Raw genomic sequence first — 25929 nt, 5'->3', positions numbered from 1 at the left:
GACCGGGGTGCTGGCGGACGCGGTCCGTCATACGCCATCCGGTTGATGGCTTCGCCATCTCCCATTTCGGCCATGCGGATGTCGGCTTCGCCCAGGCGCCGCGCTCAGGCGCCGCGCTCAGGCGCCGCGCTCAGGCGCCGCGCTCAGGCGCCGCGCTCAGGCGCCGCGCAGGCGCGTGATCCGGGATCCGCTTGGGTCAAGCTGGTCCCGGATCACCGCGGGCGCCAAGCACGCGGACCGCACGGCGCGTGATGGGGTTTCCGCCTGATCCGCGCAGAATCGGACGGAGCTTGGCGGTCACCTCGACTTCCGGGGCTTCCGGTCGGATCGGCGCGGGATCGGCGTCGCGCGGCTTCCCGGTGATCGGGCCGGCATGAAAACCCGCCGATGCCGTCATCACCCATCCGGGGTCCCCAGGCTCCCCTCCCCAGGCCGGACCCGCGCGGCCAGAGCCCGGGCAGCCGATGTCGGCCTTGCCGGATCGCGGCGCTGAACCGATCAGGCGAGACCCCTTCGCGCGGGGCCGCGCTCAGCCGACGAACGTGTAGCCGATGTAGCGCTTGGCCTCGATCGGGTCGTAGCCGAGCCGCTCCCGGAGCTTCTTGCGCAGCTTGCTGACGTGGCCCTCGACCACGCTCTCCTCGACCTCGTTGCTGTAGACGCCGTAGATCGCGTTGAAGATCTGCGCCTTCGTCAGGCGGCGGCCGCGGTTGCGGACGAGGTACTCGAGGATGCTGCGCTCGCGCCGGGGCAGGGGCAGGGTCTCGCCGTCGACCTCAGGGTCGCGCCCGTCGAAATGCACCTTCAGGCGCTCGCCCTGCTCGCCGGCCGGCTGCGTCTCGCCGTTGACCCGGCGCCAGATCGCCTCGGAGCGGGCCAGGATCTCCCGGACGTGCACCGGCTTGCCGAGCACGTCGTCGATGCCCGCGGTGAAGAGCTGCAGGGTCGTCTCGAGGGTCCTCACGTCGCTCAGCGCGATGATCGGCGCGCGGGACTGCCGCCGGATCAGGCTCGCGCAGGCCATGCGGTCGGCGAAATCCCCGAGCAGGAAGCCCTGGATGGCGTCGAGGTCGCAGGCCGAGGCGGCGCTGAACCAGTTCTTGAACTCCTCGCCCATCAGCCCGAGGGACGAAACGCCCTCCCGCTCGAAACTCGCCGCGTAGCCGCTCGTCACCGTCGGCCGGTCATCGACGAAAATGTACATGGATCGGGGACCCGGTGCATCGTTTTCGGCAGTCATCCTCCGTCCATGTCCCGGCGGCAGCTCGGCACGCGGGCCCGGCCCCCTTGGGGCGGCCACGGCGAGAACTTCTCCGGCGGGGAAATGGTCGGTCGAAGGAGGCTGCAAACCCTTCTTGAACGATCATGTCCGGGGTGGGTGATTCGGTCAATGGCAGCGATGCAACAACGGGGCAAAGCTGCCACAGGGGCATCGCCCCTGGGCTCAGGCGGGCGCGAGCCGCGCCCGGGTCAGCACCTCGGCGAAGCGCTCCAGGTCGAGGCCGAGGCCCGGGCCGGCCAGGATCCGGTCGATCGCCACGCCCACGTAGGTGCCGTCGAGGACGAGCTTGAAGAAGACCGTCATCGCCTCGCTGCCGAACTCCATGTCGAGGACGACGGTGGGCGAGCGGCCCCAGGAGAAGCTCACGTCGGCCGCGTCGGCGTAGGTGAGGGTGGATTCCTTGAAGAACGGCTCGGCCGAGGAGGCGACGAGGTCGGCGATGTTGCCGTGGCGGTCGTCGCGCACCCAGCCGATCAGCACGCCGCCGTCGAGCAGGCAGAACTCGGCGATGAAGTCGCGGATCTCGTGCGCGAAGATGCACTCCGCCGCCTGGAGCAGGCTGGCCGCGGCCGGCATCCCGGCAGGCATGTCAGAGGCTTGGGCCATCATCGCGACCTCGCGAACACATAGAACAGGATCTGAGCCACAGCGCGGTAAAACTCAGCCGGGATCAACTGATCCACTTGCACACTATCATAGAGCGATCTTGCCAGAGGCTTGTCTTCGATCACCGGGATGCCGTTGGCCTCGGCGATCTCGCGGATCTTGAGGGCGATCAGGTCCTGCCCCTTGGCAACGACCAGCGGGGCGGGGTTCTCGTCGCGCTCGTAGCGCAGGGCCACCGCGAAGTGGGTCGGGTTGGCGATCACCACGGTCGCGCGCGGCACCGCCGCCAGCATCCGCTTGCGGGTGCGGTCCTGCGCCAGCGAGCGCAGGCGGGCCTTGACCAGCGGATCGCCCTCGATCTGCTTGTGCTCGTCCTTGGTCTCCTGGCGGGACATCCGCAGCGAGCGCTGCCAGCGCAGCCGGGCCCAGATCAGGTCGGCGGCGACGAGGACGATCGTGGCGATGCTGACCGCCGAGACGAGGCGGATCGCCATCGACAGGATCAGTTCCGGTACCTGGCTCGGATCGACGGTCATGGCGTTCAGCACTTTGTGCCGCTCGGAGCGCAGCAGCAGCAGGGAGACCACAGTGATCGTGAGGAACTTAAAGAGCGATTTCAGGAACTCGACCTGGCCCGAGCGGCCGAAGATGCGGCTCCAGCCGGAGGCGGGCGAGACCCGCGACCATTTCGGCTGGATGCGGTCGCCGACGAAGCGGGGCAGGTTCTGCAGCATGGAGGCGGCGAGCCCGCAGACCGCCAGGATGGCCAGGACCGGCAGCAGGAAGCGGCCGGCGGCGATGGCGACGCTCTGCAGCAGCAGCGTGGCGTCGCGCGCATTCTCCAGGGTGAAGCCCCGGGGCTGATCGATCAGGGGCACGAACTCGCGGGCGAGCGTGGCCGCCTGCCCGCGCACGAACAGGGTCAGGGCGATCAGCAGGCCGATCACCGAGGCGAGCACCGACGCCTCCCGAGAGACCGGAACGTCGCCCTTCTCGATCGCCTCGCGGACGCGGCGCTCGGTCGGGCTCTCGGTCTTGCTCTCCTGATCGGTCTCGTCGGCCATGCGGCGTCACGCTCCCGCGCCGCGGGTCGGGGGAGGGGGCGGGCGAACGGTGCGGCCGTCAGCGGATGAAGGTGTCATCCTCGCCCTCGCCGTTGATCTCGATCTCGCCGCGCCCGGCCATGTCGAGGGCGAGGTCCGTGATGGCGCGGCGGGCGTCGAGGACGTCGCGCTGGGCCGCTGGCTCGCCGCCGTTGAGTTCGTGCTCGATCATGCGGCGCACGCGGGCCGAGAGCGAGGAGAGCACCGTGTCGCGGAAATCGGCCGGCGTGCCCTTGAGGGAGAGGACGAGGCGGTCGTTCGGCACCGCGTCGAACAGGGCGGTCCGCGACCGCGGCGCCAGCTTGACGATGTCCTCGAAGGTGAACAGCAGGCCCTTGAGGATCTCGGCGGATTTCGGCCGCGACTCCGACAGGCTCGACAGCACGTCGTCCATGTGCTCGCGCTCCATCTTGTTGATGATGTCGGCGATCTTGGCGTGGGTGTCGGCGCCGGCGTTGCGCGCGAAGTTCACCATCAGGTCGTCGTTGATGATCTTCTCGATCGAGCGCAGCGTGTCGTCGACGATCGGCTTGAAGGCGAGCATCCGCCGCATCAATCCGTTGCGCAGCGGCTGGGGCAGGTGGGTCATCACCTTGGCGGCGGCCGCCGGCTTGATCTTGGACAGGATCAGGGCCGCCGTCTGCGGGTGCTCCTTGACGAGGTAGCTCGCCAGCACGGTCTCGGACACGCCCGACAGCCGCTCCCAGACCGAGCGCTTCGAGTTGTTGCCGCGCACCTCGGCGAGGATGTCGGCGATCTGCTCGGGGGGAAGCAGGCCGCTGAGGAGCTTCTCCACCTCCTGCACGGTGCCGAGCAGGTTCGCGCCCTGCGAGAATTCGGACACGAACGCGTCGACGAGGCCTTCCAGGGTGTCGGCGCTGACGGGGCCGAGCTTCACCGCCGCCCGGGTGATGAGCTTGATCTCGTCCTCGTCGAAGTACTTGAGGAGGCGGCCGGCCGCCGGCTTGCCCATGGCGAGCAGCAGCGTCGCGACCTCGTCCACCGCACGCAGGCGGCGCGGCGCGCCGCCTCGAACCGCCAGGGGTGCCGCCGTCATCCCGCCCTCTCCGCCTTACGCGGCTTCGTTGCTGCTGGGCCCGACGATCTCGGTCAGCGAGACGCCGAAGCGGGAATTGTCCTCCTCGACCACCACGACCTCGCCGCGGGCGATCACCCGGCCGTTGACCATGATGTCGACGGGCTCGCCGACCCGGTGGTCGAGGGGGACGATGGCCCCGCGGCCGAGCTTCATCAGGTTGGCGACCGGCATCGTGGCCGAGCCGAGGACGACCTGGATCAGGACCGGGATGCGCAGCACCGAGTCGAGGTTGCGGCCGGCGCCGACCGTCTCCTCCGCCCGGGGCGGCGCCATGGTGGCGGCCGTGCCGAACAGGGCCTCGGCGTGGCTCGCCGACAGGTCGGGGGCGTCGTCGAACGGGTTCTTGCTCATCGGAACGGGTCTCGCGGCGGGGGCGTGGGGTCGGGGGCGGCGCGGCGTCCGTCAGGGCGCCGGGCGGCGGTCTTGGCGGCGGTCTTGGCGAAGGTCTTGAGGGGAGGGGGGGCGCTGCCGGGCATCGAGGTCGGCGAGGGTGCGGCGGGCCTCGTCGATCTTGGCCGAGAGCGCCTCCAGAATCTCCCGGCCCTCGCCGGTGAAGCCGCGCAAAGCCTCGCCCGCCTGGGTGAGGGCCTGGCTCGTCTGCGCGAAGGCGCGCCCGTACTCGGCCTGGACGCGGTCGAGGCGCTTGAGCTTGAGGTACATCGGCACGACGCACAGGCAGGTGAGCACGAGGGCGCCGAGCAGGACGCCGTCAACGAGCGAGGACGCCATCCATGAATTCCTTATCCTGATCGATCTGGTCTTCGACGCGCAGCACGTAGGCGCCGTTCGCCTGGCCGACCTGGCACCAGAAGAGCGCCTGATCGTTGCCTTGGAGTTTCACCCGGCTGCGCGGCGTCGCGTCCAAGGTGAGGACCTGGCCGACCTTCAGGTCGGCGATCTCGCCGAGCGTCAGGGTGCGCTCCTCCAGCACCGCCCGCAGCGTGACCTCCGTCTTGCGGACCTCGGTCGAGATCTGCTTCTCCCAGCGTGGGTCCCGGCTGGTCGATTCGCCGGTGAGGACCTTGGACAGGCTCTGGCGCATCGGGTTGAGCACCGCCTGCGGGATGATGAGGAACATTTCGCCGCCCCGGTTGAGTGCCTGAAGCAGGAATTTCGCCGCCACCGCCTTGTTCGAGCGCCGGCCGATGATGGCGAAGTCCATGCGCGTCTCGGTCCGCTCCAGCTTCAGCGTCGCCACCGAGACCAGCGCGAAGGCGGCTTCGAGCGCCTTGCCGATCTGCTCGAAGGTCATCTGGGCGATGCGCAACTCGATGCTGGAGAAGTTGCGCGCCTCCTCGACGGGCGGCTCCGAGCCGTCGGCCCCGAGCAGCACCTCCACCATGGTGAAGACGAAGTCGCGGTCGAGCCCGACCAGGAGGTGCCCGTCCCATTGCGGCGAGTAGAAGATGCCGACCACCGCGTTGGCCTCGTAGGGCTCGAGCAGGTCGCCGAACAGGCCGCTCTCGACGCTCATCAGCGAGTAGAAGATCGGCGAGACGGCGAGGTGCTTGAGGTTGTCGGCGCAGGCGGTGGCCAGCCGGTCGAAGATGACGTTGAGCATCGGCAGCCTGTCCGGGGACAGGCCGGAGGCGTCGAGCAGGCGGTCGCGGACGTCCATCATGGTCAGGCCGCCTCGCGCTGCTGGCCGCCGCCCACGGTGGCGGTCTCGACCTCGTCGATGGTCGGGCGGTCCGCGAGCGAGATGCCCTTGCGGCCGTGCTCGACCGCGATCTGCGGCAGGGCGCCGTTCATGTAGGCGATGAGGCTCTGCTTCACGATGACGTAGACCCTCGTCTGCTTGTCGCGCACCATCTTCACCTTGCTGGCGAGGGGCGCGAGGATGCCGTAGGAGAGCGTGATGCCGCCGAGCGTGCCGATCAGCGCGGCGCCGATCAGGTGGCCCAGCACGTGCGGCGGCTGGTCCAGGGCGCCCATGGCGTTCACGATGCCGAGCACCGCCGCCACGATGCCGAGGGCCGGGAGCGCCTCCGCGACCGTGCTGATCGAGGCGTAGGGCTTGAGCGCGTCCCGCTTGTGGGTGCCGATCTCCTCGTCCATCAGCGCCTCGATCTCGTGCGGCCGCGCGTTGCCGATCAGGATCAGCCGGGCGTAGTCGCAGATGAACATCGTCAGTTCGAGGTTCTTCAGGATGTCGGGATAGTTCTTGAAGATCGACGAGTTCGCCGGGTCGTCGAGGTGCGGCTCGACCTCGTTGCGCGGCTTGGCCTTGAGCTCGCGCATGAGGGCGTGGAGCAGGCCGAGGAGCGAGAGGTAATCCTTGCGCTTGGGCACCCGGTCGGTGACCGCCTCGAGCAGGCCCTTGCCCGAATCGACCACCGTCTTCATCGGGTTGGCGATCACGAAGGTGCCGATCGCCATTCCGCCGATGATGACGAATTCCCAGGGCTGCCAGATCACCGCGAGGTGCCCGCCCTCGGCGAGGAACCCGCCGATCATCGCCCCGAGCGCGATGACCAAGCCGATCAGTACACCCACGATCCTCGCTCCCCCGGGACAGTCGCCGATGGTCGTGGGATAGGACCGCAGGCTTGCGCGGGGCTGAAGAGCGGGAGGATGGCGGGCGGGCGAGCCGGGTGCGGGATCGGGGCCCGGAGCGTTGACGAATGCGGCGCCGCGCGCAAGGTGCGCCGGGCCGCACGGAGATCAGTCGAGATGCATTGTGTCGTGACCGGGGCGGCCGGCTTCATCGGATTCCACCTCGCCCGGCGCCTCCTCGCCGACGGACACCGCGTCACCGGGATCGACGGCCTCACCGACTATTACGACGTCGGCCTGAAGCGGGCGCGGCTGCGCGCCCTCGAAGGGCCGGGCTTTGCCAACCACGTCGGCCTCCTGGAGGAGCCCGGCTTCTTCGCCCGCGTGATGGACCAGGCGAGGCCCGACATCCTCGTCCACCTCGCCGCCCAGGCGGGCGTGCGCTACAGCCTCGAGAACCCGGCGAGCTACGTCGCCGCCAACGTGGTGGGCACCTTCGAGGTGCTGGAGGGCCTGCGGGCGCATCCGGTGCGCCACGCGCTCCTCGCCTCGACCTCCTCGGTCTACGGCGGCAACGACCGCGTCCCCTTCCGCGAGACCGACCCGGTGGCGCGGCCGGTCAGCCTCTACGCCGCCTCCAAGGTGGCGGGAGAATCCATGGCGCATGCCTACGCGCATCTGTGGCGGATCCCGACCACCGCCTTCCGGTTCTTCACGGTCTACGGGCCGTGGGGCCGTCCGGACATGGCCGTGTTCGTCTTCACGAAGCGGATCCTGGCGGGCGAGCCGGTCGAGGTGTTCGACCACGGCCGGGCCGCGCGCGACTTCACCTACATCGACGACCTGATCGAGAGCATCGTGCGGCTGATCGACCGGCCGCCGGGAGGCGCGCCGGTCTCGGAATCCGACTCGCTCAGCCCCGTCGCGCCCTTCCGGGTGGTGAATATCGGGGGCGGCAACCCCGCCACCGTCTCGGACCTGCTGGACGGCCTGGAGGCGGCGCTGGGGCGGCGGGCGACGCGCCTGCTGCGCGACCTGCCGCCCGGCGACGTGCCGCTCACCCAGGCCGAGACCGGCCTGCTGCGCGACCTCATCGGCTACGCGCCCGCGACGCCCCTGCGCGAGGGCGTCGCCGCCTTCGTGGACTGGTACCGGGCGTATCATGCGAACGGCCCGGACGCTGACGCCGCGGGCCTTCGAGCCTCTCGAAGGGTCGACACGAGCGAATAGCGTGGCGGCACGTCGAGAACGGAACCAACGGCCATCGGAAATGACCGTCGGCATGGCGGCGCCGCGGCCCGCCGGTCAGGCGTTGCCGCCCTTCGCCTGGCGGATCAGCGAGACGAAGCGGTCGAAGAGGTAGTGGCTGTCGCGCGGTCCCGGCGAGGCCTCCGGGTGGTACTGCACCGAGAAGGCCGGGCGGTCGGTGAGCGCGAGCCCGCAATTCGAGCCGTCGAACAGCGAGACGTGCGTCTCGACCGCCGTGCCGGGCAGGCTCTGCGGATCGACCGCGAATCCGTGATTCATCGACACGATCTCGACCTTGCCGGTGGTCTTGTCCTTCACCGGGTGGTTCGCGCCGTGGTGACCCTGGCCCATCTTCACGGTCCTGCCGCCGAGGGCGAGGCCCATCAGCTGGTGGCCGAGGCAGATGCCGAAGGTCGGCACCTTGCGGTCGAGGAGCTGGCGGATCACCGGCACCGCATACGCGCCGGTCGCGGCCGGGTCGCCCGGGCCGTTCGACAGGAAGACCCCGTCGGGCTTCAAGGCCAGGATGTCCTCGGCCGTCGCGGTGGCCGGCACCACGGTGACGTCGCAGCCCGCCCGGGTGAGCAGCCGCAGGATGTTGCGCTTGACCCCGTAATCGATCGCCACGACCCGCAGGCCCTCGCCGGGCGCCTTCCGGCCGTAGCCCTGGCCGCGCTCCCACACGGTCTCGCCCCAGGCGGCGGTGGCGCGGCTCGTCACCGGCGGGACCAGGTCGAGCCCCTCCATGGAGGGCAGGTCCCGCGCCCTGGCCCTCAGGCCCTCGCGGTCGAAGCGCCCCTGCGGGTCGTGGGCGATGACGGCGTTCGGCATGCCGCGCTCGCGGATCAGCGCGGTGAGCGCCCGCGTGTCGACGCCGGTGATGCCGATGATGCCGCGGGCCCGCAGCCAGCCGTCGAGGTGGTCGGACGAGCGCCAGTTCGACGGGTTCGTCACCGCGGCGGCGATCACCGCGCCGCGCACGCCCGAGGCCGGGGCCTGCTCCAGGCTCTCCAGGTCCTCGTCGTTGGTGCCGACATTGCCGATATGCGGGAAGGTGAAGGTGACGATCTGGCCCGCGTAGGAGGGATCGGTCAGGATCTCCTGGTAGCCGGTCATGGCGGTGTTGAAGCAGACCTCGCCCGCCGCCTCGCCGGTCGCCCCGATGCCGAAGCCTTCGAGGATGGTGCCGTCCGCCAGCACCAGCAGGGCGGTGGCGACGGGCTCGGCCCAGCCGTCGGAGGACGCGGGGGCGCCCGCGGCGTCGTCTTGCAGCATGATCGTGATCTCGCTTATGTCGCGCGGACGGCCGACCGCCCGGGGGGTGGCGCGCGCGGGAAGTGTCCGGCAGGGCGTCTTTAAGGGGCGCCCCCTCGCCCGGTCAATGTGGGGATCCCGCGCCGGCGGCTCAAGTTCCTCGTTCCAAACGGAGATCCGACCACCATGCTGCGCGAGCGCCTCACCGCCGAGATGAAGGAGGCCATGAAGGCCGGCGACAAGGCGAAGCTCGCCACCGTCCGCCTCATCCAGGCCGCCCTCAAGGACAAGGACATCGAGGCCCGCGGTCTCGGCAAGGGGCCGCTCGCCGACGAGGAGATCCTCGCCGTGCTGCAGAAGATGATCAAGCAGCGCAACGAATCCGCCGCGCTCTACGAGCAGGGCGAGCGCCCGGAACTCGCCTCCGCCGAGCGGGCCGAGGCGGCGATCATCGCCACCTTCCTGCCCCAGCAGATGGACGAGGCCGAGACCCGGGCCGCGATCGAGGCCGCCATCGCCGAGACCGGCGCCGCCGGCCCCAAGGACATGGGCAGGGTGATCGGCGCCCTGAAGGCGAAATATGCCGGACGGATGGACTTCGCCAGGGCGAGCGGGCTCGTGAAGGGGATGCTGGCGGGGGGCTGACGGGCCCCCGACCGCCCCGGCGGCCGGGGTCAGGCGCCGCGCAGGGAGCCGATCGCGCCCGCCGGGCCGTCCGCTTCCGGGCGGTCCGGCACGATCCGGAACGCCCGGGGCCGCACGAACAGCACGCGCAGGGGCGTGTGCCGCACCGCGCGCGCGATGAGGAGCGGCACGCTCGCGGCCGCGACCGTCACCGCCAGCGAGGCGAGGCCGACATCCGCGATCACCCCGGTCCTCGCGATCAGGATGCGGGTCGCCGCCATCGGCAGGAAGAAGGCGAGGTAGATCACGATCGAGCGCTCGCCGCAGTGCCGGAGCGCCGCCGTGACCGGGCCGCCGGCCCGGGTGAGGAGGGCCGCCGCCGCGACGATGGCGAGCGCCCCGGCCGCCCCGAGCAGCAGACCCACCACCGGCAGGCTCGCGAGCGTCGGATGCCCGGCCAGCCCGGAGGGTGTGAAGGCGAGGACGCCGTCGAGGAGCGCCCAGGCCGCCAGCCCCGCCAGGGCCGGGGCCGGGCGGCGGCGGGCGAAGTCGGCCAGGGCGAAGATCCGCTCGGCGAACAGCGCGCCTCCGAGGAAGTAGACGTAGCGCGCGCAGAACTCGTCCACCGCCAGCCAGCCGGTCTCGATCGGCAGGATCTCCAGCGCGGCCGCCGCGCCGAGCAGGACCGGCCACGGCACCCGCCGCAGGAGCTTGGTCGCGACCGAGAACAGCGCCAGCAGGTAGATGAACCACAGCGTCGAGTAGGGCTCGACGAGGGCGTGCGCGAGGTGGAGCAGGAAGGCCCCGGGGCCCGCCCCCGCGGTGATCTGGCCGTACTTCGCGGCCGACTGGATCAGCGTCCACAATCCGTAGAAATAGGCGAAGTGCACGACGCGCCGGTCCGCGAACAGGCGCCAGTCCCGGTCGAGGACGCGCCCGACGAAGAGGCCCGAGAGCAGGAAGAAGTCCGGGATCCGGAACGGCTTGGCGAAGGCCACGACCGGGTGGAGGAAGCCCTCGCCGCCCATCGCCTCGCCGGTGCCGAGGGTCGCGTGCATCATCACCACGAGGAGGATGCAGATGCCCTTGGCGACGTCGACCCAGGCGAGGCGGGACGGCGCGGCGGGGGAGGGGGCGGACATCGGGGCCTCCTGGCTGTCTTCGCCGCCGAGTTGAGCCCATCGGCGGTAAAGGCCGCGTCTCGGCGCGGACCGAGCGCGGGAAAGCCTTGACGGCAGGTTAACGGGGCTCGCGCTTCGTGGCGCGCCGCGCGCGCGTCAGCCGCGTCGCCGCGTGGAAATCGTCGGGCTTGGTGCGCACCCAGGCGAGGAAGCGGGCGATCTCCGGATCGGCGCGCAGGCTCTCCACGTCGGCGAGCCGGCGGGCGATCTCGGCCTCGCTGTAGCGGGCGTGGATCGCCGAGTGGCAGATCTGGTGCAGCTGCACGGTCCGCCCGTGGGTGCCGCCCTTGAGCTTCGGCGTGAGGTGGTGGCGGCTCTGGCGCGCGCCGGGCGGGATCGGCCGCTCGCAGAGGGGGCATGTCGCGGGGGCGGAGGCGCCCGGCGTCGCCGGATCGTCGCCCCGCCAGCGCCGGCCTCGCCGTCCCACCCCGTCCTCCCCCGCTCGCCGCCCCCGGCCCCTCGCGCCGCCCCGATCTGGGATGTGCCCGGCGGGCGGGCGAGGGCCGCGCGCTGCGGCGGATCGCGCGCAATTGACAAACCCGTCGGCGGCGCAGACAGTTCGGGCGTTCCGAGGGGGGCCCCGCATGGGGCTGAGAGTGGGTTTCGTGCGCCCTGACCCTTGAACCTGATCCGGGTCATACCGGCGGAGGGACGGGAACCACCACGCGAGACGCTCCCCCGTACGCCACGGTCACTGTCCGGATCTCCTCGAACCGGGAGAGATCCATGAACGCCCCCGTCATTCCCCCCAAAGGCCTGCCGCAGAGCGTGACCACGGGACCGATCGCCGGCTCCGTCAAGGTCTATGCCAGTCCCGAGGGGCGGCCTGACATCCGGGTGCCGCTGCGCGAGATCGCCCTCAGCGATCCGGCCGAGGCGCCGGTGCGCGTCTACGATCCCTCGGGCCCCTACACGGAGAGCGACGCCAAGGTCGACCTCGCGGCCGGCCTGCCCCAGCTGCGCGATCCCTGGATCGCCGGCCGCGGCTACGCCGCGGTGACGCCCCGCGCGGTCAAGCCGGAGGATAACGGCTTCGCGGCCGAGGACAGGCTGGTCGCCCCCTGCCCGGCCGCGCGCACGATCCGCAGGGCCGCTCCCGGCCAGATGGTGACCCAGTACGAGTTCGCCCGGGCCGGGATCGTCACCGAGGAGATGATCTACGTCGCCCACCGGGAGAATCTCGGCCGCCGGGCGATGCTGGACCAGGCCGAGGCCAAGCTCGCCGACGGCGAGAGCTTCGGCGCGGCGATTCCGCCCTTCATCACCCCGGAATTCGTGCGCGACGAGATCGCCCGCGGCCGCGCCATCATCCCGGCCAACATCAACCACACCGAACTCGAGCCGATGGCCATCGGCCGCAACTTCCTGGTCAAGATCAACGCCAATATCGGCAACTCGGCCGTGACCTCCTCGGCGGCCGAGGAGGTCGAGAAGATGGTCTGGGCGACCCGCTGGGGCGCCGACACCGTCATGGACCTGTCGACGGGCCGCAACATCCACAACATCCGCGGCTGGATCCTGCGCAACGCGCCGGTGCCGATCGGGACCGTGCCGATCTACCAGGCCCTGGAGAAGGTCGGGGGCGACCCGCTGAAACTCGACTGGGAGGTGTTCAGGGACACGCTCATCGAGCAGGCCGAGCAGGGGGTCGACTACTTCACCATCCATGCGGGCGTGCGGCTCGCCCACGTGCCGCTGACCGCGCGGCGGGTCACCGGCATCGTCTCGCGCGGCGGCTCGATCATGGCCCGCTGGTGCCTCGCCGGCCACCGGGAATCGTTCCTCTACGAGCGGTTCGACGAGATCTGCGAGATCATGCGCGCCTACGACGTCTCCTTCTCGCTCGGGGACGGCCTGCGGCCCGGCTCGATCGCCGACGCCAACGACGCGGCGCAATTCGCCGAGCTCGAGACCCTCGGCGAACTCACCAAGGTCGCCTGGGAGAAGGGCTGTCAGGTCATGATCGAGGGCCCCGGCCACGTGCCGATGCACAAGATCAAGGTCAACATGGAGAAGCAGCTGCGCGAGTGCGGCGAGGCGCCGTTCTACACGCTCGGGCCGCTGACCACCGACGTGGCGCCCGGCTACGACCACATCACCTCCGGCATCGGCGCGGCGATGATCGGCTGGTACGGCACCGCGATGCTCTGCTACGTGACCCCCAAGGAGCATCTCGGCCTGCCGAACCGCGACGACGTGAAGACCGGCGTCATCACCTACAAGATCGCCGCCCACGCCGCCGACCTCGCCAAGGGCCACCCGGCCGCGCAGCTGCGCGACGACGCCCTGTCCCGGGCCCGGTTCGACTTCCGCTGGGAGGACCAGTTCAACCTCTCCCTCGACCCGGACACGGCCCGCGCCTACCACGACGAGACGCTGCCCAAGGACGCCCACAAGGTCGCGCATTTCTGCTCGATGTGCGGCCCGAAATTCTGCTCGATGAAGATCACGCAGGACCTGCGGGCGGACGTGCTGGCCATGGAGGCGGCCGGCACCGTGGTGGGCGCCGCCCCCGCGATGAGCGAGGCGGACCGGGCGGCCGGCATGGCGGCCAAGTCGGCCGAGTTCCTGGCCGAGGGCGGCAAGCTCTACGTCGACGCCGCGGAGTGAGCGCGGCGGGCGCCGCGACGCGGCGGCGCCCGCATCCGGCGCCGCGACGGCGTGGCGCCGGCATCCGGCGCGGAAACCCTAGCTTGGGCGTGCGCGTTCTTCCGGCGAAGGTCGATGACCGGGGGGATGCTCCGATGCTGCTTCTGACGATCCTGGCTGCCGCGAACCTCGCCATCGCGGGGCTCTTCTCGCTCGTCGCCTTCCTGGCCGAGTGAGGCGCGCCGCCCCGCGGCGGCCGGGAAGAGCCCTTCCCGCAGGGCCGGCCGCCCGCGGGCGCATAGCTCGGCCGTACGGACGCGCTATGTGGGCGGGATGCCGACACCCCCCACCCTCTCCGACCTGTGCAAGGCGGACCTCATCACCCGTGACCAGATCGACGCCGCCGTCTCGGACTTCCTCGCCGCGCCGGCGCCGGGACCCCGCACCATCGCCGACGGGGTCATCCTCGACATCGCCGCGGCCGTCCTCGATCATCCCTGGGCCCACATGGTCGCCTACGACGCCGAGGTGAGCCGCACCGCCCGCCACCTCGCCGTGCGCACGGCGGTGCTCCTCGCCATCCTCGGCTGAGCGGACCGGCATGAGGGGCCCGCCTGTCCGGCGGGCCTGCGCCTGTCCGGCGGGCCGCGCCTGTCCGGCGGGCCGCGCCTGTCCGGCGGGCCCGATGGTGACGTCGGTGGAACCCGCCCTCGCGGGCCGCCGGACCTCCGGATCCGGTTCCCCGGGAGCCGCCTTCCGCCGGGATCGCGTCGTGCCGAGCGCCGGAGACCCAGCGGAAAGTTCCCCTCTTGCAGCGTTCCGCCGCACCACCCATTCGGATGATTGCAGCGTGCGCCGCACCATGCGATGCAAGACATGCGTCGTCACGATGGCGTCGTGACCACGCCGCCCCTGTGGGCGTTTCCTCCCTAGACTTCGGGCCGTTCCGCAAGGGCGGCCTTTTTTGTTGCTGCGCGGGTCTTGGCCGCGGCCGGCAGCCCTCCACAACCCGACTTGCGAATAATTGTGCAAGCGCCTCGGCTGATCCGGGATCGGCTTGATCGAAGCGGATCCCGGATCACGAGCCCGCGCGGCGCCCGAGCGACGCCGACATCCGCATGGCCGAAACGGGAGATGGCGAAGCCATCGACCGGATGGCGGATGACCGGCACTTTCATGCATGGTGGGCGGCTCGTCCCGATCGTGCGGCGACGTCGTCTTCCTCGTCAGACCGTTCGGCCGGCAACGATAGGGGAAATGAAACCAGCCTCCCGCCCTCCACCCGCACAGTCGAGCCACAGACCAGATCCGCCACGCCCCCTTTTTGGTCTGCTTGCGACTTGACCGACGCCGCTATCCGGCGCGATGGGAGGCGGGATCGGGGGCGAGGCGGGCCGGCACGTGCGAGAGGGGCGTGGGAAGGATTGGTGCGGGCACGGACGTGCCGCGTCCGGGGAAGATCAGGCGACACTCGCCGCACCTTTCGAGGTCGTAGGCCCGGGGCTCCACACGGGGAGGACGTGCCGGGTGATCGTGGAGCCGGCGCCCCCCGATTTCGGCATCCGGTTCCGAACGCTGCGTCAGGCGGCGGATTTCACCCCGGCGACGTGGCGCGTGCGGGTGCCGAGCCGGATGAGCACCGCGCTCGATCTCGGGGCCGGGGGTCGGCTGCGCACCGTCGAGCACCTGATGGCGAGCCTCGCGAGCTGCGGCATCGACAACGCCGCCGTCACGGTGGCGGGCGGGGAGATCCCGATCCTCGACGGCTCGGCCGGCCCCTGGTGCGGCCTGATCGGGCGGGCCGGGCTGCGCCGTCAGGCCGCCGCCCGCCACGCCATCGCCCTGCTGGCGCCGTTCGAGGTCAGCGACGCGCACGGCTTCGTGCGGGGGGAGCCCTGCGACCGCTGCTGCGTCGATGTCAGCACCGACCGCATGCCCGGCTTCGGCGTCCTGCGCTGGTCGGGCGCGATCGATCCCGAGACCTTCCGGAGCGCCATCGCGCCGAGCCGCAGCTTCGGCAACGCCTCGGTGCTCTGGCGGGCCGCCCTGCGCAGCCGGCTGGCCACGCGCCTGCTGCCGCCGGACCTGCGGCACCGGCTCTGGCTGCGCTCGTTCCACAGCCAGACCGTCACCGGCTGCACCGGCCCCACTCCCGCCGAGCCCCGGCCCGAGTGCCAGCACCCGATCTCGCCCTGGACCCTGTCCCGGATGATCGTCACCGCGCCGGAGCCGCTGCTGCGCGGCGCCCGGCCGGGGCGGGTCGCCGTGGTGCTGGGCGGACGCATCCTCGGCGGCGCCCGCTTCCCGGACGAGCCGGTGCGCCACCGCGTGCTCGACCTCCTCGGCGACCTCGCGCTCGCCGGGCGGCCCCTGCGCGCGCGGATCGTCGCCAATTGCCCGACCCACGCCCTGACCTTCGCCTTCGTGGCCGAGCTGATGGCCCGGCCCGAGCTCTGGCGGCTGGAGCCGGCCCCGGCAGCCCCCGCGCGAGCGCGGCCTGAGCGAGGCCCGGGCATCCCGCCGGGGAAAGCCCCGCGGCGCTCCCCGCCGGCGCGTCAGGACAGGATGTTCACCGCCCGCGCGGCCACGAGCGCGACGGTGAGGAGCGAGATCGACGCCTCCGCCATCATCAGGAGCTTGGCCCGCTGCGTGAGCGGCAGCGTGTCGGTGGGGGAGAAGGCGGTCGCGTTGGTGAAGGAGAGGAACAGGTAATCGACGAAGCCCGGCACGAAGCCGGTCTCCCCGGCCTTCTCGATCGTCATCTGGGGGAACAGGAAATCGGCGCCCCGCTCGGTGCGGAAGCTGCGCAGGGCCGGGCCGCCGCGGTCCGAGGCCCAGTACCAGAGCGCGAAGATGATGACGTTCGTCGACCAGATGTTGAGGGCGTCGAGCAGGAGGGTCGGGGCGGTGCCGGCCTTGCCGGCCAGGAGCGCGCGCACGAGCGCCACCAGCGCGGCGGTGTTCATGATGGTGACGAGGACGGTCAGCACCAGCGCGGTGCGGCGGATCAGGCGGCGGTGCCGGGCCACGATCTGCCAGTGGGCGTCCGTCGTCGCCCGGCTGGCCCGGCGCTGGTTCCAGGCCGTCGCGGCCGAGAGCGGCAGCAGCAGCGCCAGTTCGAGGCCGGGGGCGAGCCAGCGCGGCCCGATGGTGAGGTCGTTGACGACGAGGAATTGGAGCGCGGCCACGACCCCGATCGCGCCCCGCGCGAGCCAGAAGTCGAGGGCGCGGGTGTGGACGAGGTGGCGGTGCATGGGCGGTTCCGTGTCGGCGGTCCGCGCATAGCCGAAGCGCGGCGCCGCCGCCACGGGTCGGGCCTGCCTTCAGCCGGACACTTTGCGCGCGTCAAAGGCGCCGCCCGGGGCGGGTTTTCTCCCGCGGGGCGGGCTTGCGCCCGCAAGGGGCCTGCGGGGCGGGCTTGCGCCCGCAAGGGGCCTGCGGGGCGGGCTTGCGCCCGCAAGGGGATTGCACCCGCGAGGGGGCGCCCGCGCGGCGGCAGCGACAGGAGAACGATGGTGGCCAATGGCGCGACGGATGCCTGCGTGCAGGGCATCGATACCGGTTTCGTCTCCCTCGGCTATGTCCGGGTGGCCGTGCTCGGGGTCGTGCAGGGTCTGACCGAACTCCTGCCGATCTCCTCGACCGCGCATATGCGCGTGGTGCCGGGGCTCCTCGGCTGGCAGGATCCGGGCTCGGCCTTCTCGGCCGCGATGCAGCTCGCGGCGCTGGCGGCCGTGGTGAGCTACTACTGGCGCGACGTGCGCGAGATCGCCGTCGGCTCGGTCACGGCGGTGATCCGCAAGGATTATTACAGCCCCGACTTCCGCTTCGCGGTCGGCATCGCCCTCGCCACGGTCCCGATCGTGATCGCGGGCGTGCTGCTGTCGCCGGTGCTGAACGCCTGCAACTCGCCGCTGCGCACCCTGCCGGTCATCGCCTGGGCCTGCGTGGTCATGGGCCTGCTGCTCGCCCTGGCGGAGGCGGCGGCCCGCCACGTGCGGCCGGCGGGCTCGGCGAAGCTGCGCGACATGCTGGCGGTCGGCCTCGCCCAGGTCGGCGCCCTCGTCCCGGGGGTCTCGCGCTCGGGATCGACCCTCACCGGCGCCCTCATGCTCGGCTTCCAGCGGGCCGACGCGGCGCGCATCTCCTTCATCCTCGGGCTGCCGGCAATCCTGCTCGCGGGCCTGCGCGAGATCTGGATCCTGCACAAGGCCGGGCTCAGCGCCGCGGGCTGGAGCGTGCTCGCGGTCGGGCTCGCGGTGGCGAGCGTCTCGGCCTTCGCGGCGATCTGGCTGCTGATGCGCGTGCTCGAGCGCTTCTCGGCCTGGCCCTTCGTGCTCTACCGCATCGCCCTCGGGCTCGGTCTCCTGGTCGCCCTGCATTTCGGCCTCATCGCCGCCTGAGACGAGGAACCTCTCCGGCCGCGCTTGACTGGCGGGCCAAGCGGTGCGAGTGCCGCGCCCCAATCGAAGAACCAACCCAGGGCAGGAACCCGCAGCCGTGTCGCGCGCCTTCATCTTTCCCGGACAGGGCAGCCAAGCCGTCGGCATGGGCGCGGCGCTCGGCCAGAGCCACGCGGCGGCCCGGGCGGTCTTCGCCGAGGTCGACGAGGCGCTCGGACAGAGCCTGTCGCGCCTGATGTTCGAGGGGCCGGCCGAGGAACTGACCCTGACGGCCAACGCCCAGCCGGCTTTGATGGCCGCGAGCCTCGCGGTGCTGCGGGTGCTGGAGGCCGAGCGCGGGCTCGACCTCGCCCGCGACGTGGCGTTCGTGGCCGGCCACTCGCTCGGCGAGTACAGCGCGCTCGCGGCGGCGGGCGCCCTCTCGGTCGCCGACACGGCGCGGCTGCTGCGCCTGCGCGGGGAGGCGATGCAGCGGGCGGTCCCGGTCGGCACCGGGGCGATGGCGGCGCTGCTGGGCCTGCCGATCGAGACCGTCGAGGAGATCGCCGGCGAGGCCGAGCAGGGCGAGGTCTGCGACGTCGCCAACGACAACGGCGCCGGCCAGGTCGTGGTCTCCGGCCACGTGGCGGCGGTCGAGCGGGCGGTCGCCCTGGCGCAGGCGCGCGGCGCCAAGCGCGCCGTGATGCTGAACGTCTCCGCCCCCTTCCATTGCCGCCTGATGAGTCCCGCCGCCGAGACGATGCGGGCGGCCCTCGACCAAGTTCAGCTCGGCGCCGCCAAGGTGCCGGTCGTGGCCAACATCCTGGCCGCGCCGATCCGCGAGCCCGCCGCGATCCGCGACGCGCTGGTCCGGCAGGTGACCGGGACGGTGCGCTGGCGCGAATGCGTCGCCGCCATGGCGGCGTCCGGCGTGGACGCCTTCTGCGAGGTCGGCTCCGGCAAGGTCCTGACCGGCCTCGTGAAGCGCATCGCGCCGGGCGCCGGCGCGGTCGCGATCGGCGCGCCGGCCGACATCGACGCCTTCACCCTCTGAGCGGGGCCTCACGAGCATGTTCGACCTCACCGGCCGCAAGGCCCTCGTCACCGGCGCCACCGGCGGCCTCGGCGGCGCCATCGCGCGGGCCTTCCACGCGCAGGGGGCGCAGGTGGCGATCTCCGGCACCCGCCGCGAGGCGCTCGACGCGCTGGCGGCGGAACTCGGCGGCGCGCGCGTCCACGTCGTCCCGGCCGACCTCTCCGACACCGCCGCCGTCGAGGCGCTGGTGCCGGCGGCGGAAGCGGCGCTCGGCGGGCTCGACATCCTCGTCAACAATGCCGGCATCACCCGCGACAACCTCTTCCTGCGCATGAAGGACGAGGAGTGGGACAGCGTCATCGCGGTCAACCTCACGGCGGCGTTCCGCCTGTCGCGGGCGGCCGTGAAGGGCATGATGCGCCGCCGCTCCGGCCGCATCGTCAATATCGGCTCGGTGGTGGGCTCGACCGGCAATGCCGGCCAGGGCAACTACGCCGCCGCCAAGGCCGGCCTCGTCGGCCTGACCAAGGCCCTGGCCGCCGAGGTGGCGAGCCGCAAGATCACGGTGAACTGCATCGCGCCGGGCTTCATCGCCTCGCCGATGACCGACGCGCTCAACGCGAAGCAGCGCGAGGCCATCCTGGCCACCGTCCCGATGGGGCGGCTCGGCGAGGGCGGCGAGGTCGCGGCGGCGGCGGTCTTCCTCGCCTCCGACGAGGCGGGTTACGTCACCGGCCACACCCTGCACGTGAACGGCGGGATGGCCATGATCTGAGCGCGCAGCACGCCGCCCGGGTGCCTGAACCGGCGCTGAACCGGCCCTCGCCAGGGCGGAAGCCCTGTGTTAAGCACCCGGCCGGCCGCACAAGGGGATTGAGCGGTCCGGCCGCGTGCGGCTTCCCATCACACCGCGCGGCCGGCAAAACCGGCCGCACCACCAGCTTCCCGGGGAGCACCGGCTCGCCAGCAGCGGCGCCTCCCTCACCACGAGAAGAACCGAGGACCATCAGATGAGCGATATCGCGGACCGGGTGAAGAAGATCGTTGTCGAGCACCTCGGCGTGGAGGCCGAGAAGGTGACCGAGAACGCGAACTTCATCGACGATCTCGGGGCCGACAGCCTCGACACGGTCGAGCTGGTGATGGCGTTCGAGGAAGAGTTCAACGTCGAGATCCCGGACGACGCGGCCGAGACGATCCAGACGGTCGGCGACGCGATCAAGTTCCTGGAGAAGAACTCCGGCTGAGGGTCGGACGCGGGATCGAGCGGCTCGGCCGTGCGGCGGCCGGGCGGAATGCGGTTTGAGACGGGTTTGGGATAACGCGATGCGTCGGGTCGTCGTCACGGGCCTCGGGATGGTGTCGCCGCTCGGAAGCGGCGTCGACATCACGTGGCGCCGCCTCATCGAGGGGCAGAGCGGGGCTGCCCGCGTGGAGGCCTTCGACGTCTCGGATCTCTCCTGCCAGATCGCCTGCTCGGTTCCGCTCGGCAATGCGGGTGAGGGGGCCTTCAACCCCGACGCCTACATGGAGCCCAAGGAGCAGCGGAAGGTCGATCCCTTCATCGTCTACGCGATGGCGGCCTCCGCGCAGGCCCTCGACGATGCCGGCTGGCACCCGACCACCCACGAGGACCAGTGCGCCACCGGCGTGCTGATCGGGTCCGGCATCGGCGGCATCGGCGGCATCTACGACGCCTCCGTGACGCTGTTCGAGAAGGGCCCGCGGCGGATCTCGCCCTTCTTCATCCCGGGCCGGATCATCAACCTCGCCTCGGGCCAGGTCTCCATCGCGCACGGGCTCAAGGGCCCGAACCACGCGGTGGTCACGGCCTGCTCCACGGGCGCCCACGCGGTGGGCGACGCCGCCCGCCTGATCGCGCTCGGCGACGCGGACGTGATGCTGGCCGGCGGCGCCGAATCGCCGATCAACCGGCTGTCGCTCGCCGGCTTCGCCGCCTGCCGCGCCCTCTCGACCGGCTTCAACGACCGGCCGCAGCAGGCCTCCCGCCCCTACGACCGCGACCGCGACGGCTTCGTGATGGGCGAGGGGGCGGGCGTGCTGGTGCTGGAGGAGTACGAGCACGCCAAGGCCCGCGGCGCCCGGATCTACGCCGAGGTGGTGGGCTACGGCCTCTCGGGCGACGCCTACCACATCACCTCGCCCTCGCCGGACGGGGACGGGGCCTATCGCTGCATGAGCGCGGCGGTGAAGCGGGCCGGGATCGCGCCCTCCGACATCGACTACATCAACGCCCACGGCACCTCGACGCCGCTCGGCGACGAGCTGGAGCTGAAGGCGGTCGAGCGCCTGATCGGTGAGGCGCGCGGCGTCTCGATGTCCTCGACCAAGTCGGCCACCGGGCACCTGCTCGGCGCGGCGGGCGCCATCGAGGCGATCTTCTCCGTGCTGGCGATCCGCGACCAGGTCGTGCCGCCGACCCTGAACCTCGACAACCCCTCGGTCCAGACCGCGATCGATCTCGTCCCGCACGAGGCGCGCCGCCGCAAGGTCGACGTGGTGCTCTCGAACTCCTTCGGCTTCGGCGGCACCAACGCCTCGCTGATCCTGCGGCGGGTGGCCTGACGGCGGCGCGGGCTCCCGGACCGCGGGTCCCGCCCGGTCCTCACGGCAGGGACCTGGTCCCGGCACGGCGATCGAGGGTTCCGTGCGGACCGCGACGAACCGGGCCCGGCAAGCGGGCGGACACCGGACAGGCGATGCGGCCCTGCCCGGATCTCGCGCCGAACCGATCGCCGGCAATCCGGATCACCCCGCTTCGGCCCAAATCGGAACGAAGCGCCGAAGGCCAGAAAGACCGAGAGAAGACCAACGGCCGGGATGCTCACGCACCGGGCCGTCGACCCTCTCGAAATCTCGAGACACGCCGATCGCGCGACGACAATGCGAGAACGGAACCGGGGGTCATGGGACATGACCATGCGCCAGCCTGGAGCCGCGCCCGATCGCGTCGCCATCGGGCGCGGCTCTCGGTCCTTGATTCACCGCATTTCCGACGAACCGGCATTCACGTCAGCGTGAGATGCTCGAGAGCAGGGTTCGATCAAGTTGCAGCGGGACCCTGCTTTGGTGTGTTGATTTCGCCGCGTTGCCTACGCCGAATCGGCGTCCACTTCGTCGAAAATGCTCTAGGCATAAACGATCGCACATTCGACCTCATACAATGCTCCTTCGTTGTTGCCGAACATGATGAAGCCACCAATATCTTCTGGCCTGCTTTTATGGAAAGTGCGCGAGCCTAATACATCATTGCGAATCACGTCCCAATCGTAGATTTCAAGCTTCATCTCGTCCGTCATTTGGAACATCATATTGACTTCTTTTCTCTCTTGCGATTTCATGCTGACGCAATTCTGGTTTTGAGGCCAGACCTTGTTGCCGTTCACGCTCAGGAAGACATCGTCGGGAAGCCCGTCGAAGATCTTGTTCAATTCCGGATAGATCGAGGCGGCGCCGGCCAGGCCGCCGATGGCGCCTCCTGCCACGGAGAGCACGATCGCACCCGTTCCTGCGGTGCCGACGGTCACGGCGAGAGCGGCGGCGCCGCCCAGGACGGCCAGGAAGAAGGCCGGCGGGCCGCTCGCCACCGGCTCGGACGGTTTGATGCACTTGATCGCCGTGACCTGAAGGTAGCGGTTCTTCGTGCCTTCGCCGATGGATAAATAGATATCTCCCGACTCGTCGACGTTTATAAAATAATCCTGCGTATTCTTCGCATCCGGTATCAGGGTAAAATCGGATTGCCCGTTCCAATTTCCGTATATCTTCCAGTCACTATCCCAAATCTTGAGCGTGCCTTTTTTGGTTTGTACAACCAATGGGCGTTCGCGGTGCTGTGAGATCCAGGCATAGACACTATAATCTTTTGTATTTGGATGGATATAGCGATCATCTCGTGAGTTTTCAGTGTTTACGAAAGACACTCCCGTGTCGGAGCGATTGCTCAAGCCTCTGATTCCCGTCGTCATTCTGTCCTCCTGCAGACTATGCCGGATTTCTCACGAATCGAAGCGCTGCTCATGGCGACCAGAAGCGGCAACAGCTTCGGATCGCCGCTCTGCTTACGAGATCGAAATGCGTGAATCAATTGCAATGTATTTTCTCTTTAATGATAAACTGCTTTTTCTAGGAATGTATTTCCAGTCGTGCAATTGCACGGTGATCATGTGATCAGCGGATTCGCATGGCATTTATCAATATTGATGACGCAGTATTGTCCATCTGGTCGCATTCTTGACCGGCTTCTCTTCGACGCTTCATGAATTGCGAATGCGTGGCACGTCCTGTCTCTCTCGCATCTCCGTCTCTCTTGCGCCGCGCGCCCGCACTGCACCTGATCGGATGTGCCCGGGGTCAGTCGGACGGTTCATTCTGTGACGGTCATCGGAGCTGACGACCCGGTGGCCATTGCGGCGAAGGAGGCCGCGAGCGCCCCCGAGCCGGGATGCCGGCCGGTTCGGCGTCCGGCGGCGCGACGCGTCGGGGGTCTCGCTCGAACGGGCGCAGCGAAGCGCCGCCGCAATCAAGCCGATCCGGTCGCGCGGGCACCCGGCCAACCGGGCGTTGCAGTCCGGATCGCGCGGCGCGCCCATCCGCGCCGGGCGGGACCGGCTCCATTTCGCCATAAAGGCTGGTAGGGTCGGGCGGTCCCGGACCCGCGGGCCGGCCACGCGCGCGTCCCGCCTCGGGGACCGCCACAACAGGACCGCCATGTTCCGTACCCGAAAGACCGACGCGCCCCCGCCGAGCGCGCCGGATCAGCCGGCCCCGCCGAGCCGTCTCGCCCCCCGCAGCCCCAGCGAGGCGATCAAGCCGACCGCGGCGCCGCCCCCGCCGGAGCCGCCCCCGCGCGAGCGCGGCGGCCTGCTCTCGGCGATCAGCGGCTTCCTCACGCTCTTCGCCATCCTGGGGCTCGGGGCGATGCTCGGGCTCGTCGTGCTCAACCGCCAGGTCAATGAGGCCGGCCCGCTCGCCAACGACAAGGTGGTGGTGGTGCCGCCGCGCTCCAGCGTCGGCGAGATGGCGGCGCTGCTCGCCCGCGAGGGCGTGATCGACCACCCGGCCCTGTTCGAGCTGACGGCCCGCTTCGCCCGCAAGCAGCCGCTCAAGGCCGGCGAGTTCAACTTCAGGGCCCATGCCAGCATCGATGACGTGATCGACACCCTGGTCCAGGGCCGTCCCGTCCAGCACGCCGTGACCTTCCCGGAAGGGCTCACCAGCGAGCAGATCGTCGCCCGGCTCAACGACAACGACATACTCACCGGCGAGATCGGCGAGGTCCCGCCCGAGGGCTCGCTCCTGCCCGACACCTACAAGTTCGAGCGCGGCGACAGCCGCCAGAAGATCATCAACCTGATGCGCGCCAAGCAGCGCGAGGTGCTGAACCAGGTCTGGGCCCGGCGCTCGCCCGACATCCCGGTCAAGACGCCCCAGGAACTGGTGACCCTCGCGTCGATCGTCGAGAAGGAGACGGGCCGGGCCGACGAGCGCCCGCGGGTCGCCGGCGTCTTCGTCAACCGCCTGCAGAAGCGCATGAAGCTGCAATCCGACCCGACCATCGTGTACGGGCTGGTCGGCGGGCGCGGCACCCTCGGGCGGGGCATCCTGCGCTCGGAGATCGAGCGCCCGACCCCCTACAACACCTACGTGATCGAGGGCCTGCCGCCCGGGCCGATCGCCAATCCGGGCCGCGCCGCCCTGGAGGCGGTGGCGAACCCGTCGCGCACCCGGGAGCTCTACTTCGTGGCCGACGGCACCGGGGGCCACGCCTTCGCCGAGAGCCTCGACGCGCACAATCGCAACGTCGCCCGCTGGCGGGCGGCCGAGAAGGCGAAGGCCGCGACCGACCCGGCCGCGGCCACCTCCGTCGACAAGGTCGAGCCGCCGGCGGCCGATCCCTCCGCGCTGCCCGCCACGCGGGGGCTCGGCGCGGCACCCCTGGCCTACGACGCGGCCGATCCCAACGCGAAGCCGCGGGGCTTCGACGCCTCGGAGGGGACGGCGCGCGATCCTCTGCGCAACAAGACCTACGACCTGACCTATCCCAAGACCGTTCCGGTCCTGCGCAATCCCTGACGAGGCCGGAGCGATGGCGATCGCGAGCATGACGGGCTTCGCCCGCGAGGCGGGCGTGACCGGCCCGGTCCACTGGGCCTGGGAGGTCAGGAGCGTCAACGGCCGCGGCCTCGACGTGCGGGTGCGGGTGCCCCCGGGCTTCGAGGCCCTCGGCGAGGAGGTGCGGGGCCGCCTGCAGAGGCGCCTCGCCCGCGGCCAGTGCCAGCTCGCCCTGACGCTCTCGCGCGCCGAGTCCGCGCCGCGCGTGCGCGTCAACGAGGCGCTGCTCGCCTCCCTGATCGAGGCGGTGGCCCGGCTGCCGCGGCCGGAGGGCGTCGCGCCCGCGACCCTGGACGGGCTGCTGCAGGTGCGCGGCGTCATCGAATCCGAGGAGGTGCGCGAGGATGCGGGCGCCCTGCAGAGCGACCTCTCGGCGGCGGGCGCACGCCTCGCGGAGGCGCTGGCGGGCATGCGGGCCGAGGAGGGCCGGGCGCTCGCCGGCCTCATCGCCGAGCAGCTCGCGACCATCGCCGCCCTGGCGGATGCGGCCGATGCCTGCCCGGCGCGCCAGCCCGAGGCGATCCGCGCCAAGCTCGCGGCCCAGATCGCCGCGCTGATGGAGCTCTCCGCCTTCGACGCGGCGCGCCTGCACCAGGAGGCGGTGCTGCTCGCCTCGCGGGCCGACGTGCGCGAGGAGATCGACCGCCTGCGCACCCACGTGGCGGCGGCCCGCACCCTGCTGGAGGCCGGCGGGGCGGTCGGGCGGCGGCTCGACTTCCTGGCCCAGGAATTCGGCCGCGAGGCCAACACGCTCTGCGCCAAGGCCAACGACGTGGCGCTCTCGCGCATCGGCCTCGACCTCAAGGCCGTCGTTGAGCAATTCCGCGAGCAGGTGCAGAACGTCGAGTAGCGGGCCCGGCCGCCGCGGGTCCTTAACGGTCGAACGGTAAGCTG

25 protein-coding genes, 1 pseudogene and 1 riboswitch are annotated in these 25929 nt (G+C 70.8%); of the genes and pseudogenes, 13 read left to right on the top strand and 13 right to left on the bottom strand.

Annotation, left to right across the window (positions count from 1 at the left end):
• Nucleotides 1-529 precede the first annotated feature (529 nt).
• The 8 genes from M446_RS15415 to motA form a co-directional block, all read right to left on the bottom strand.
• Nucleotides 530-1204, bottom strand: coding sequence for a response regulator transcription factor (locus M446_RS15415; protein WP_012333025.1), 675 nt, complete (start codon nt 1202-1204; stop codon nt 530-532).
• Between the two features lie 240 nt (nt 1205-1444).
• A complete protein-coding gene (locus tag M446_RS15410) occupies nt 1445-1888 on the bottom strand; it encodes a hypothetical protein (protein WP_236728679.1) in 444 nt (147 codons plus the stop codon).
• Entirely contained in the window at nt 1888-2952 is a 1065-nt protein-coding gene (gene flhB / locus M446_RS15405) for a flagellar biosynthesis protein FlhB (RefSeq protein ID WP_012333023.1), read from the bottom strand. The genes M446_RS15410 and flhB overlap by 1 nt, the downstream gene beginning before the upstream one ends.
• A 58-nt stretch (nt 2953-3010) precedes the next feature.
• The gene (locus tag M446_RS15400; RefSeq protein WP_012333022.1) at nt 3011-4048 is read right to left on the bottom strand and encodes a flagellar motor switch protein FliG; all 1038 of its coding nucleotides are present in this window, start codon (nt 4046-4048) and stop codon (nt 3011-3013) included.
• Between the two features lie 15 nt (nt 4049-4063).
• Entirely contained in the window at nt 4064-4363 is a 300-nt protein-coding gene (gene fliN / locus M446_RS15395; protein ID WP_236728893.1) for a flagellar motor switch protein FliN, read from the bottom strand.
• Between the two features lie 129 nt (nt 4364-4492).
• The gene (locus M446_RS15390) at nt 4493-4819 is read right to left on the bottom strand and encodes a hypothetical protein (RefSeq protein ID WP_012333020.1); all 327 of its coding nucleotides are present in this window, start codon (nt 4817-4819) and stop codon (nt 4493-4495) included.
• Complete coding sequence (locus M446_RS15385) at nt 4800-5711, bottom strand: flagellar motor switch protein FliM (RefSeq protein ID WP_012333019.1); 912 nt, start codon at nt 5709-5711, stop codon at nt 4800-4802. Before M446_RS15385 ends, M446_RS15390 begins: the two co-directional genes overlap by 20 nt.
• Before the next feature lie 2 nt (nt 5712-5713).
• Nucleotides 5714-6586 (bottom strand): flagellar motor stator protein MotA, encoded by an 873-nt coding sequence (gene motA / locus M446_RS15380; protein ID WP_012333018.1) that lies wholly within the window; start codon nt 6584-6586, stop codon nt 5714-5716.
• 177 nt (nt 6587-6763) lie between these two features.
• Here motA and M446_RS15375 point away from each other — a divergent pair, with 177 nt between their 5' ends.
• The gene (locus tag M446_RS15375; protein ID WP_012333017.1) at nt 6764-7816 is read left to right on the top strand and encodes an NAD-dependent epimerase/dehydratase family protein; all 1053 of its coding nucleotides are present in this window, start codon (nt 6764-6766) and stop codon (nt 7814-7816) included.
• Nucleotides 7817-7891: 75 nt separating this feature from the next.
• Here M446_RS15375 and carA read toward each other — a convergent pair whose 3' ends face one another.
• Nucleotides 7892-9109 carry a glutamine-hydrolyzing carbamoyl-phosphate synthase small subunit gene (gene carA / locus M446_RS15370; RefSeq protein WP_012333016.1) on the bottom strand — a complete coding sequence of 406 codons (1218 nt, stop codon included), beginning with the start codon at nt 9107-9109 and terminating at the stop codon, nt 7892-7894.
• A gap of 165 nt (nt 9110-9274) precedes the next feature.
• Between carA and M446_RS15365 the strand changes: the two genes are divergently transcribed.
• Nucleotides 9275-9733, top strand: coding sequence for a GatB/YqeY domain-containing protein (locus M446_RS15365; protein WP_012333015.1), 459 nt, complete (start codon nt 9275-9277; stop codon nt 9731-9733).
• A gap of 29 nt (nt 9734-9762) precedes the next feature.
• On the opposite strand, the gene M446_RS15360 is transcribed toward M446_RS15365, so the two are convergent.
• On the bottom strand, nt 9763-10854 hold the full coding sequence (locus M446_RS15360; protein ID WP_012333014.1) for an acyltransferase family protein: 1092 nt from the start codon (nt 10852-10854) through the stop codon (nt 9763-9765).
• A gap of 97 nt (nt 10855-10951) precedes the next feature.
• On the bottom strand, nt 10952-11320 hold the full coding sequence (locus M446_RS15355; RefSeq protein ID WP_012333013.1) for a restriction endonuclease: 369 nt from the start codon (nt 11318-11320) through the stop codon (nt 10952-10954).
• Between the two features lie 134 nt (nt 11321-11454).
• A riboswitch (TPP riboswitch) is annotated at nt 11455-11562 on the top strand.
• A gap of 57 nt (nt 11563-11619) precedes the next feature.
• On the opposite strand from M446_RS15355, the gene thiC reads away from it, so the two are divergent.
• From thiC to M446_RS37250, 4 genes and pseudogenes are all read left to right on the top strand, one after another.
• Entirely contained in the window at nt 11620-13503 is a 1884-nt protein-coding gene (gene thiC, locus M446_RS15350) for a phosphomethylpyrimidine synthase ThiC (protein ID WP_012333012.1), read from the top strand.
• A gap of 89 nt (nt 13504-13592) precedes the next feature.
• Nucleotides 13593-13718 (top strand): hypothetical protein, encoded by a 126-nt coding sequence (locus tag M446_RS38945; RefSeq protein WP_265576625.1) that lies wholly within the window; start codon nt 13593-13595, stop codon nt 13716-13718.
• 97 nt (nt 13719-13815) lie between these two features.
• On the top strand, nt 13816-14073 hold the full coding sequence (locus M446_RS15345; RefSeq protein ID WP_018260422.1) for a hypothetical protein: 258 nt from the start codon (nt 13816-13818) through the stop codon (nt 14071-14073).
• A 774-nt stretch (nt 14074-14847) separates the two neighbouring features.
• Nucleotides 14848-15909, top strand: a pseudogene (locus M446_RS37250) (UDP-3-O-acyl-N-acetylglucosamine deacetylase); the annotation flags it as partial.
• Nucleotides 15910-16037: 128 nt separating this feature from the next.
• On the opposite strand, the gene M446_RS37245 reads toward M446_RS37250, so the two are convergent.
• On the bottom strand, nt 16038-16736 hold the full coding sequence (locus M446_RS37245) for a hypothetical protein (protein ID WP_026190582.1): 699 nt from the start codon (nt 16734-16736) through the stop codon (nt 16038-16040).
• 258 nt (nt 16737-16994) lie between these two features.
• On the opposite strand from M446_RS37245, the gene M446_RS15335 reads away from it, so the two are divergent.
• The 5 genes from M446_RS15335 (at nt 16995) to fabF (ending at nt 21486) form a co-directional block, all read left to right on the top strand.
• The gene (locus M446_RS15335; protein WP_012333007.1) at nt 16995-17885 is read left to right on the top strand and encodes an undecaprenyl-diphosphate phosphatase; all 891 of its coding nucleotides are present in this window, start codon (nt 16995-16997) and stop codon (nt 17883-17885) included.
• 97 nt (nt 17886-17982) lie between these two features.
• Nucleotides 17983-18918 (top strand): ACP S-malonyltransferase, encoded by a 936-nt coding sequence (gene fabD, locus M446_RS15330; RefSeq protein ID WP_012333006.1) that lies wholly within the window; start codon nt 17983-17985, stop codon nt 18916-18918.
• A 16-nt stretch (nt 18919-18934) separates the two neighbouring features.
• A complete protein-coding gene (gene fabG / locus M446_RS15325) occupies nt 18935-19675 on the top strand; it encodes a 3-oxoacyl-[acyl-carrier-protein] reductase (RefSeq protein WP_012333005.1) in 741 nt (246 codons plus the stop codon).
• Nucleotides 19676-19910: 235 nt separating this feature from the next.
• Entirely contained in the window at nt 19911-20147 is a 237-nt protein-coding gene (locus tag M446_RS15320; RefSeq protein WP_012333004.1) for an acyl carrier protein, read from the top strand.
• A gap of 79 nt (nt 20148-20226) precedes the next feature.
• The gene (gene fabF, locus M446_RS15315) at nt 20227-21486 is read left to right on the top strand and encodes a beta-ketoacyl-ACP synthase II (RefSeq protein ID WP_012333003.1); all 1260 of its coding nucleotides are present in this window, start codon (nt 20227-20229) and stop codon (nt 21484-21486) included.
• A 563-nt stretch (nt 21487-22049) separates the two neighbouring features.
• Here fabF and M446_RS38570 read toward each other — a convergent pair.
• Nucleotides 22050-22889 carry a hypothetical protein gene (locus M446_RS38570; RefSeq protein WP_012333002.1) on the bottom strand — a complete coding sequence of 280 codons (840 nt, stop codon included), beginning with the start codon at nt 22887-22889 and terminating at the stop codon, nt 22050-22052.
• A 742-nt stretch (nt 22890-23631) separates the two neighbouring features.
• Here M446_RS38570 and mltG point away from each other — a divergent pair.
• Together mltG and M446_RS15300 are read left to right on the top strand one after the other, a co-directional pair.
• On the top strand, nt 23632-24996 hold the full coding sequence (gene mltG, locus M446_RS15305; RefSeq protein ID WP_012333001.1) for an endolytic transglycosylase MltG: 1365 nt from the start codon (nt 23632-23634) through the stop codon (nt 24994-24996).
• 13 nt (nt 24997-25009) lie between these two features.
• Nucleotides 25010-25885 carry a YicC/YloC family endoribonuclease gene (locus M446_RS15300; protein ID WP_012333000.1) on the top strand — a complete coding sequence of 292 codons (876 nt, stop codon included), beginning with the start codon at nt 25010-25012 and terminating at the stop codon, nt 25883-25885.
• Nucleotides 25886-25929 lie beyond the last annotated feature (44 nt).

The sequence above is a fragment of the Methylobacterium sp. 4-46 genome (assembly GCF_000019365.1).
Lineage (GTDB): Bacteria > Pseudomonadota > Alphaproteobacteria > Rhizobiales > Beijerinckiaceae > Methylobacterium.
Note: the sequence above shows the minus strand (reverse complement) of the source record. Positions and strands in the feature narration are given on the sequence as shown.

Excerpts from the sequence above, each read along its gene's own strand:
- M446_RS15415 (WP_012333025.1), bottom strand. The coding sequence starts at position 1,204 with ATGTACATTTTCGTCGATGACCGGCCGACGGTGACGAGCGGCTACGCG.
- M446_RS15410 (WP_236728679.1), bottom strand. The coding sequence starts at position 1,888 with ATGGCCCAAGCCTCTGACATGCCTGCCGGGATGCCGGCCGCGGCCAGC.
- flhB (WP_012333023.1), bottom strand. The coding sequence starts at position 2,952 with ATGGCCGACGAGACCGATCAGGAGAGCAAGACCGAGAGCCCGACCGAG.
- M446_RS15400 (WP_012333022.1), bottom strand. The coding sequence starts at position 4,048 with ATGACGGCGGCACCCCTGGCGGTTCGAGGCGGCGCGCCGCGCCGCCTG.
- fliN (WP_236728893.1), bottom strand. The coding sequence starts at position 4,363 with ATGGCGCCGCCCCGGGCGGAGGAGACGGTCGGCGCCGGCCGCAACCTC.
- M446_RS15390 (WP_012333020.1), bottom strand. The coding sequence starts at position 4,819 with ATGGCGTCCTCGCTCGTTGACGGCGTCCTGCTCGGCGCCCTCGTGCTC.
- M446_RS15385 (WP_012333019.1), bottom strand. The coding sequence starts at position 5,711 with ATGATGGACGTCCGCGACCGCCTGCTCGACGCCTCCGGCCTGTCCCCG.
- M446_RS15375 (WP_012333017.1), top strand. The coding sequence starts at position 6,764 with ATGCATTGTGTCGTGACCGGGGCGGCCGGCTTCATCGGATTCCACCTC.
- carA (WP_012333016.1), bottom strand. The coding sequence starts at position 9,109 with ATGCTGCAAGACGACGCCGCGGGCGCCCCCGCGTCCTCCGACGGCTGG.
- M446_RS15365 (WP_012333015.1), top strand. The coding sequence starts at position 9,275 with ATGCTGCGCGAGCGCCTCACCGCCGAGATGAAGGAGGCCATGAAGGCC.
- M446_RS15360 (WP_012333014.1), bottom strand. The coding sequence starts at position 10,854 with ATGTCCGCCCCCTCCCCCGCCGCGCCGTCCCGCCTCGCCTGGGTCGAC.
- thiC (WP_012333012.1), top strand. The coding sequence starts at position 11,620 with ATGAACGCCCCCGTCATTCCCCCCAAAGGCCTGCCGCAGAGCGTGACC.
- M446_RS15345 (WP_018260422.1), top strand. The coding sequence starts at position 13,816 with ATGCCGACACCCCCCACCCTCTCCGACCTGTGCAAGGCGGACCTCATC.
- M446_RS37245 (WP_026190582.1), bottom strand. The coding sequence starts at position 16,736 with ATGCACCGCCACCTCGTCCACACCCGCGCCCTCGACTTCTGGCTCGCG.
- M446_RS15335 (WP_012333007.1), top strand. The coding sequence starts at position 16,995 with ATGGTGGCCAATGGCGCGACGGATGCCTGCGTGCAGGGCATCGATACC.
- fabG (WP_012333005.1), top strand. The coding sequence starts at position 18,935 with ATGTTCGACCTCACCGGCCGCAAGGCCCTCGTCACCGGCGCCACCGGC.
- M446_RS15320 (WP_012333004.1), top strand. The coding sequence starts at position 19,911 with ATGAGCGATATCGCGGACCGGGTGAAGAAGATCGTTGTCGAGCACCTC.
- fabF (WP_012333003.1), top strand. The coding sequence starts at position 20,227 with ATGCGTCGGGTCGTCGTCACGGGCCTCGGGATGGTGTCGCCGCTCGGA.
- M446_RS38570 (WP_012333002.1), bottom strand. The coding sequence starts at position 22,889 with ATGACGACGGGAATCAGAGGCTTGAGCAATCGCTCCGACACGGGAGTG.
- mltG (WP_012333001.1), top strand. The coding sequence starts at position 23,632 with ATGTTCCGTACCCGAAAGACCGACGCGCCCCCGCCGAGCGCGCCGGAT.
- M446_RS15300 (WP_012333000.1), top strand. The coding sequence starts at position 25,010 with ATGGCGATCGCGAGCATGACGGGCTTCGCCCGCGAGGCGGGCGTGACC.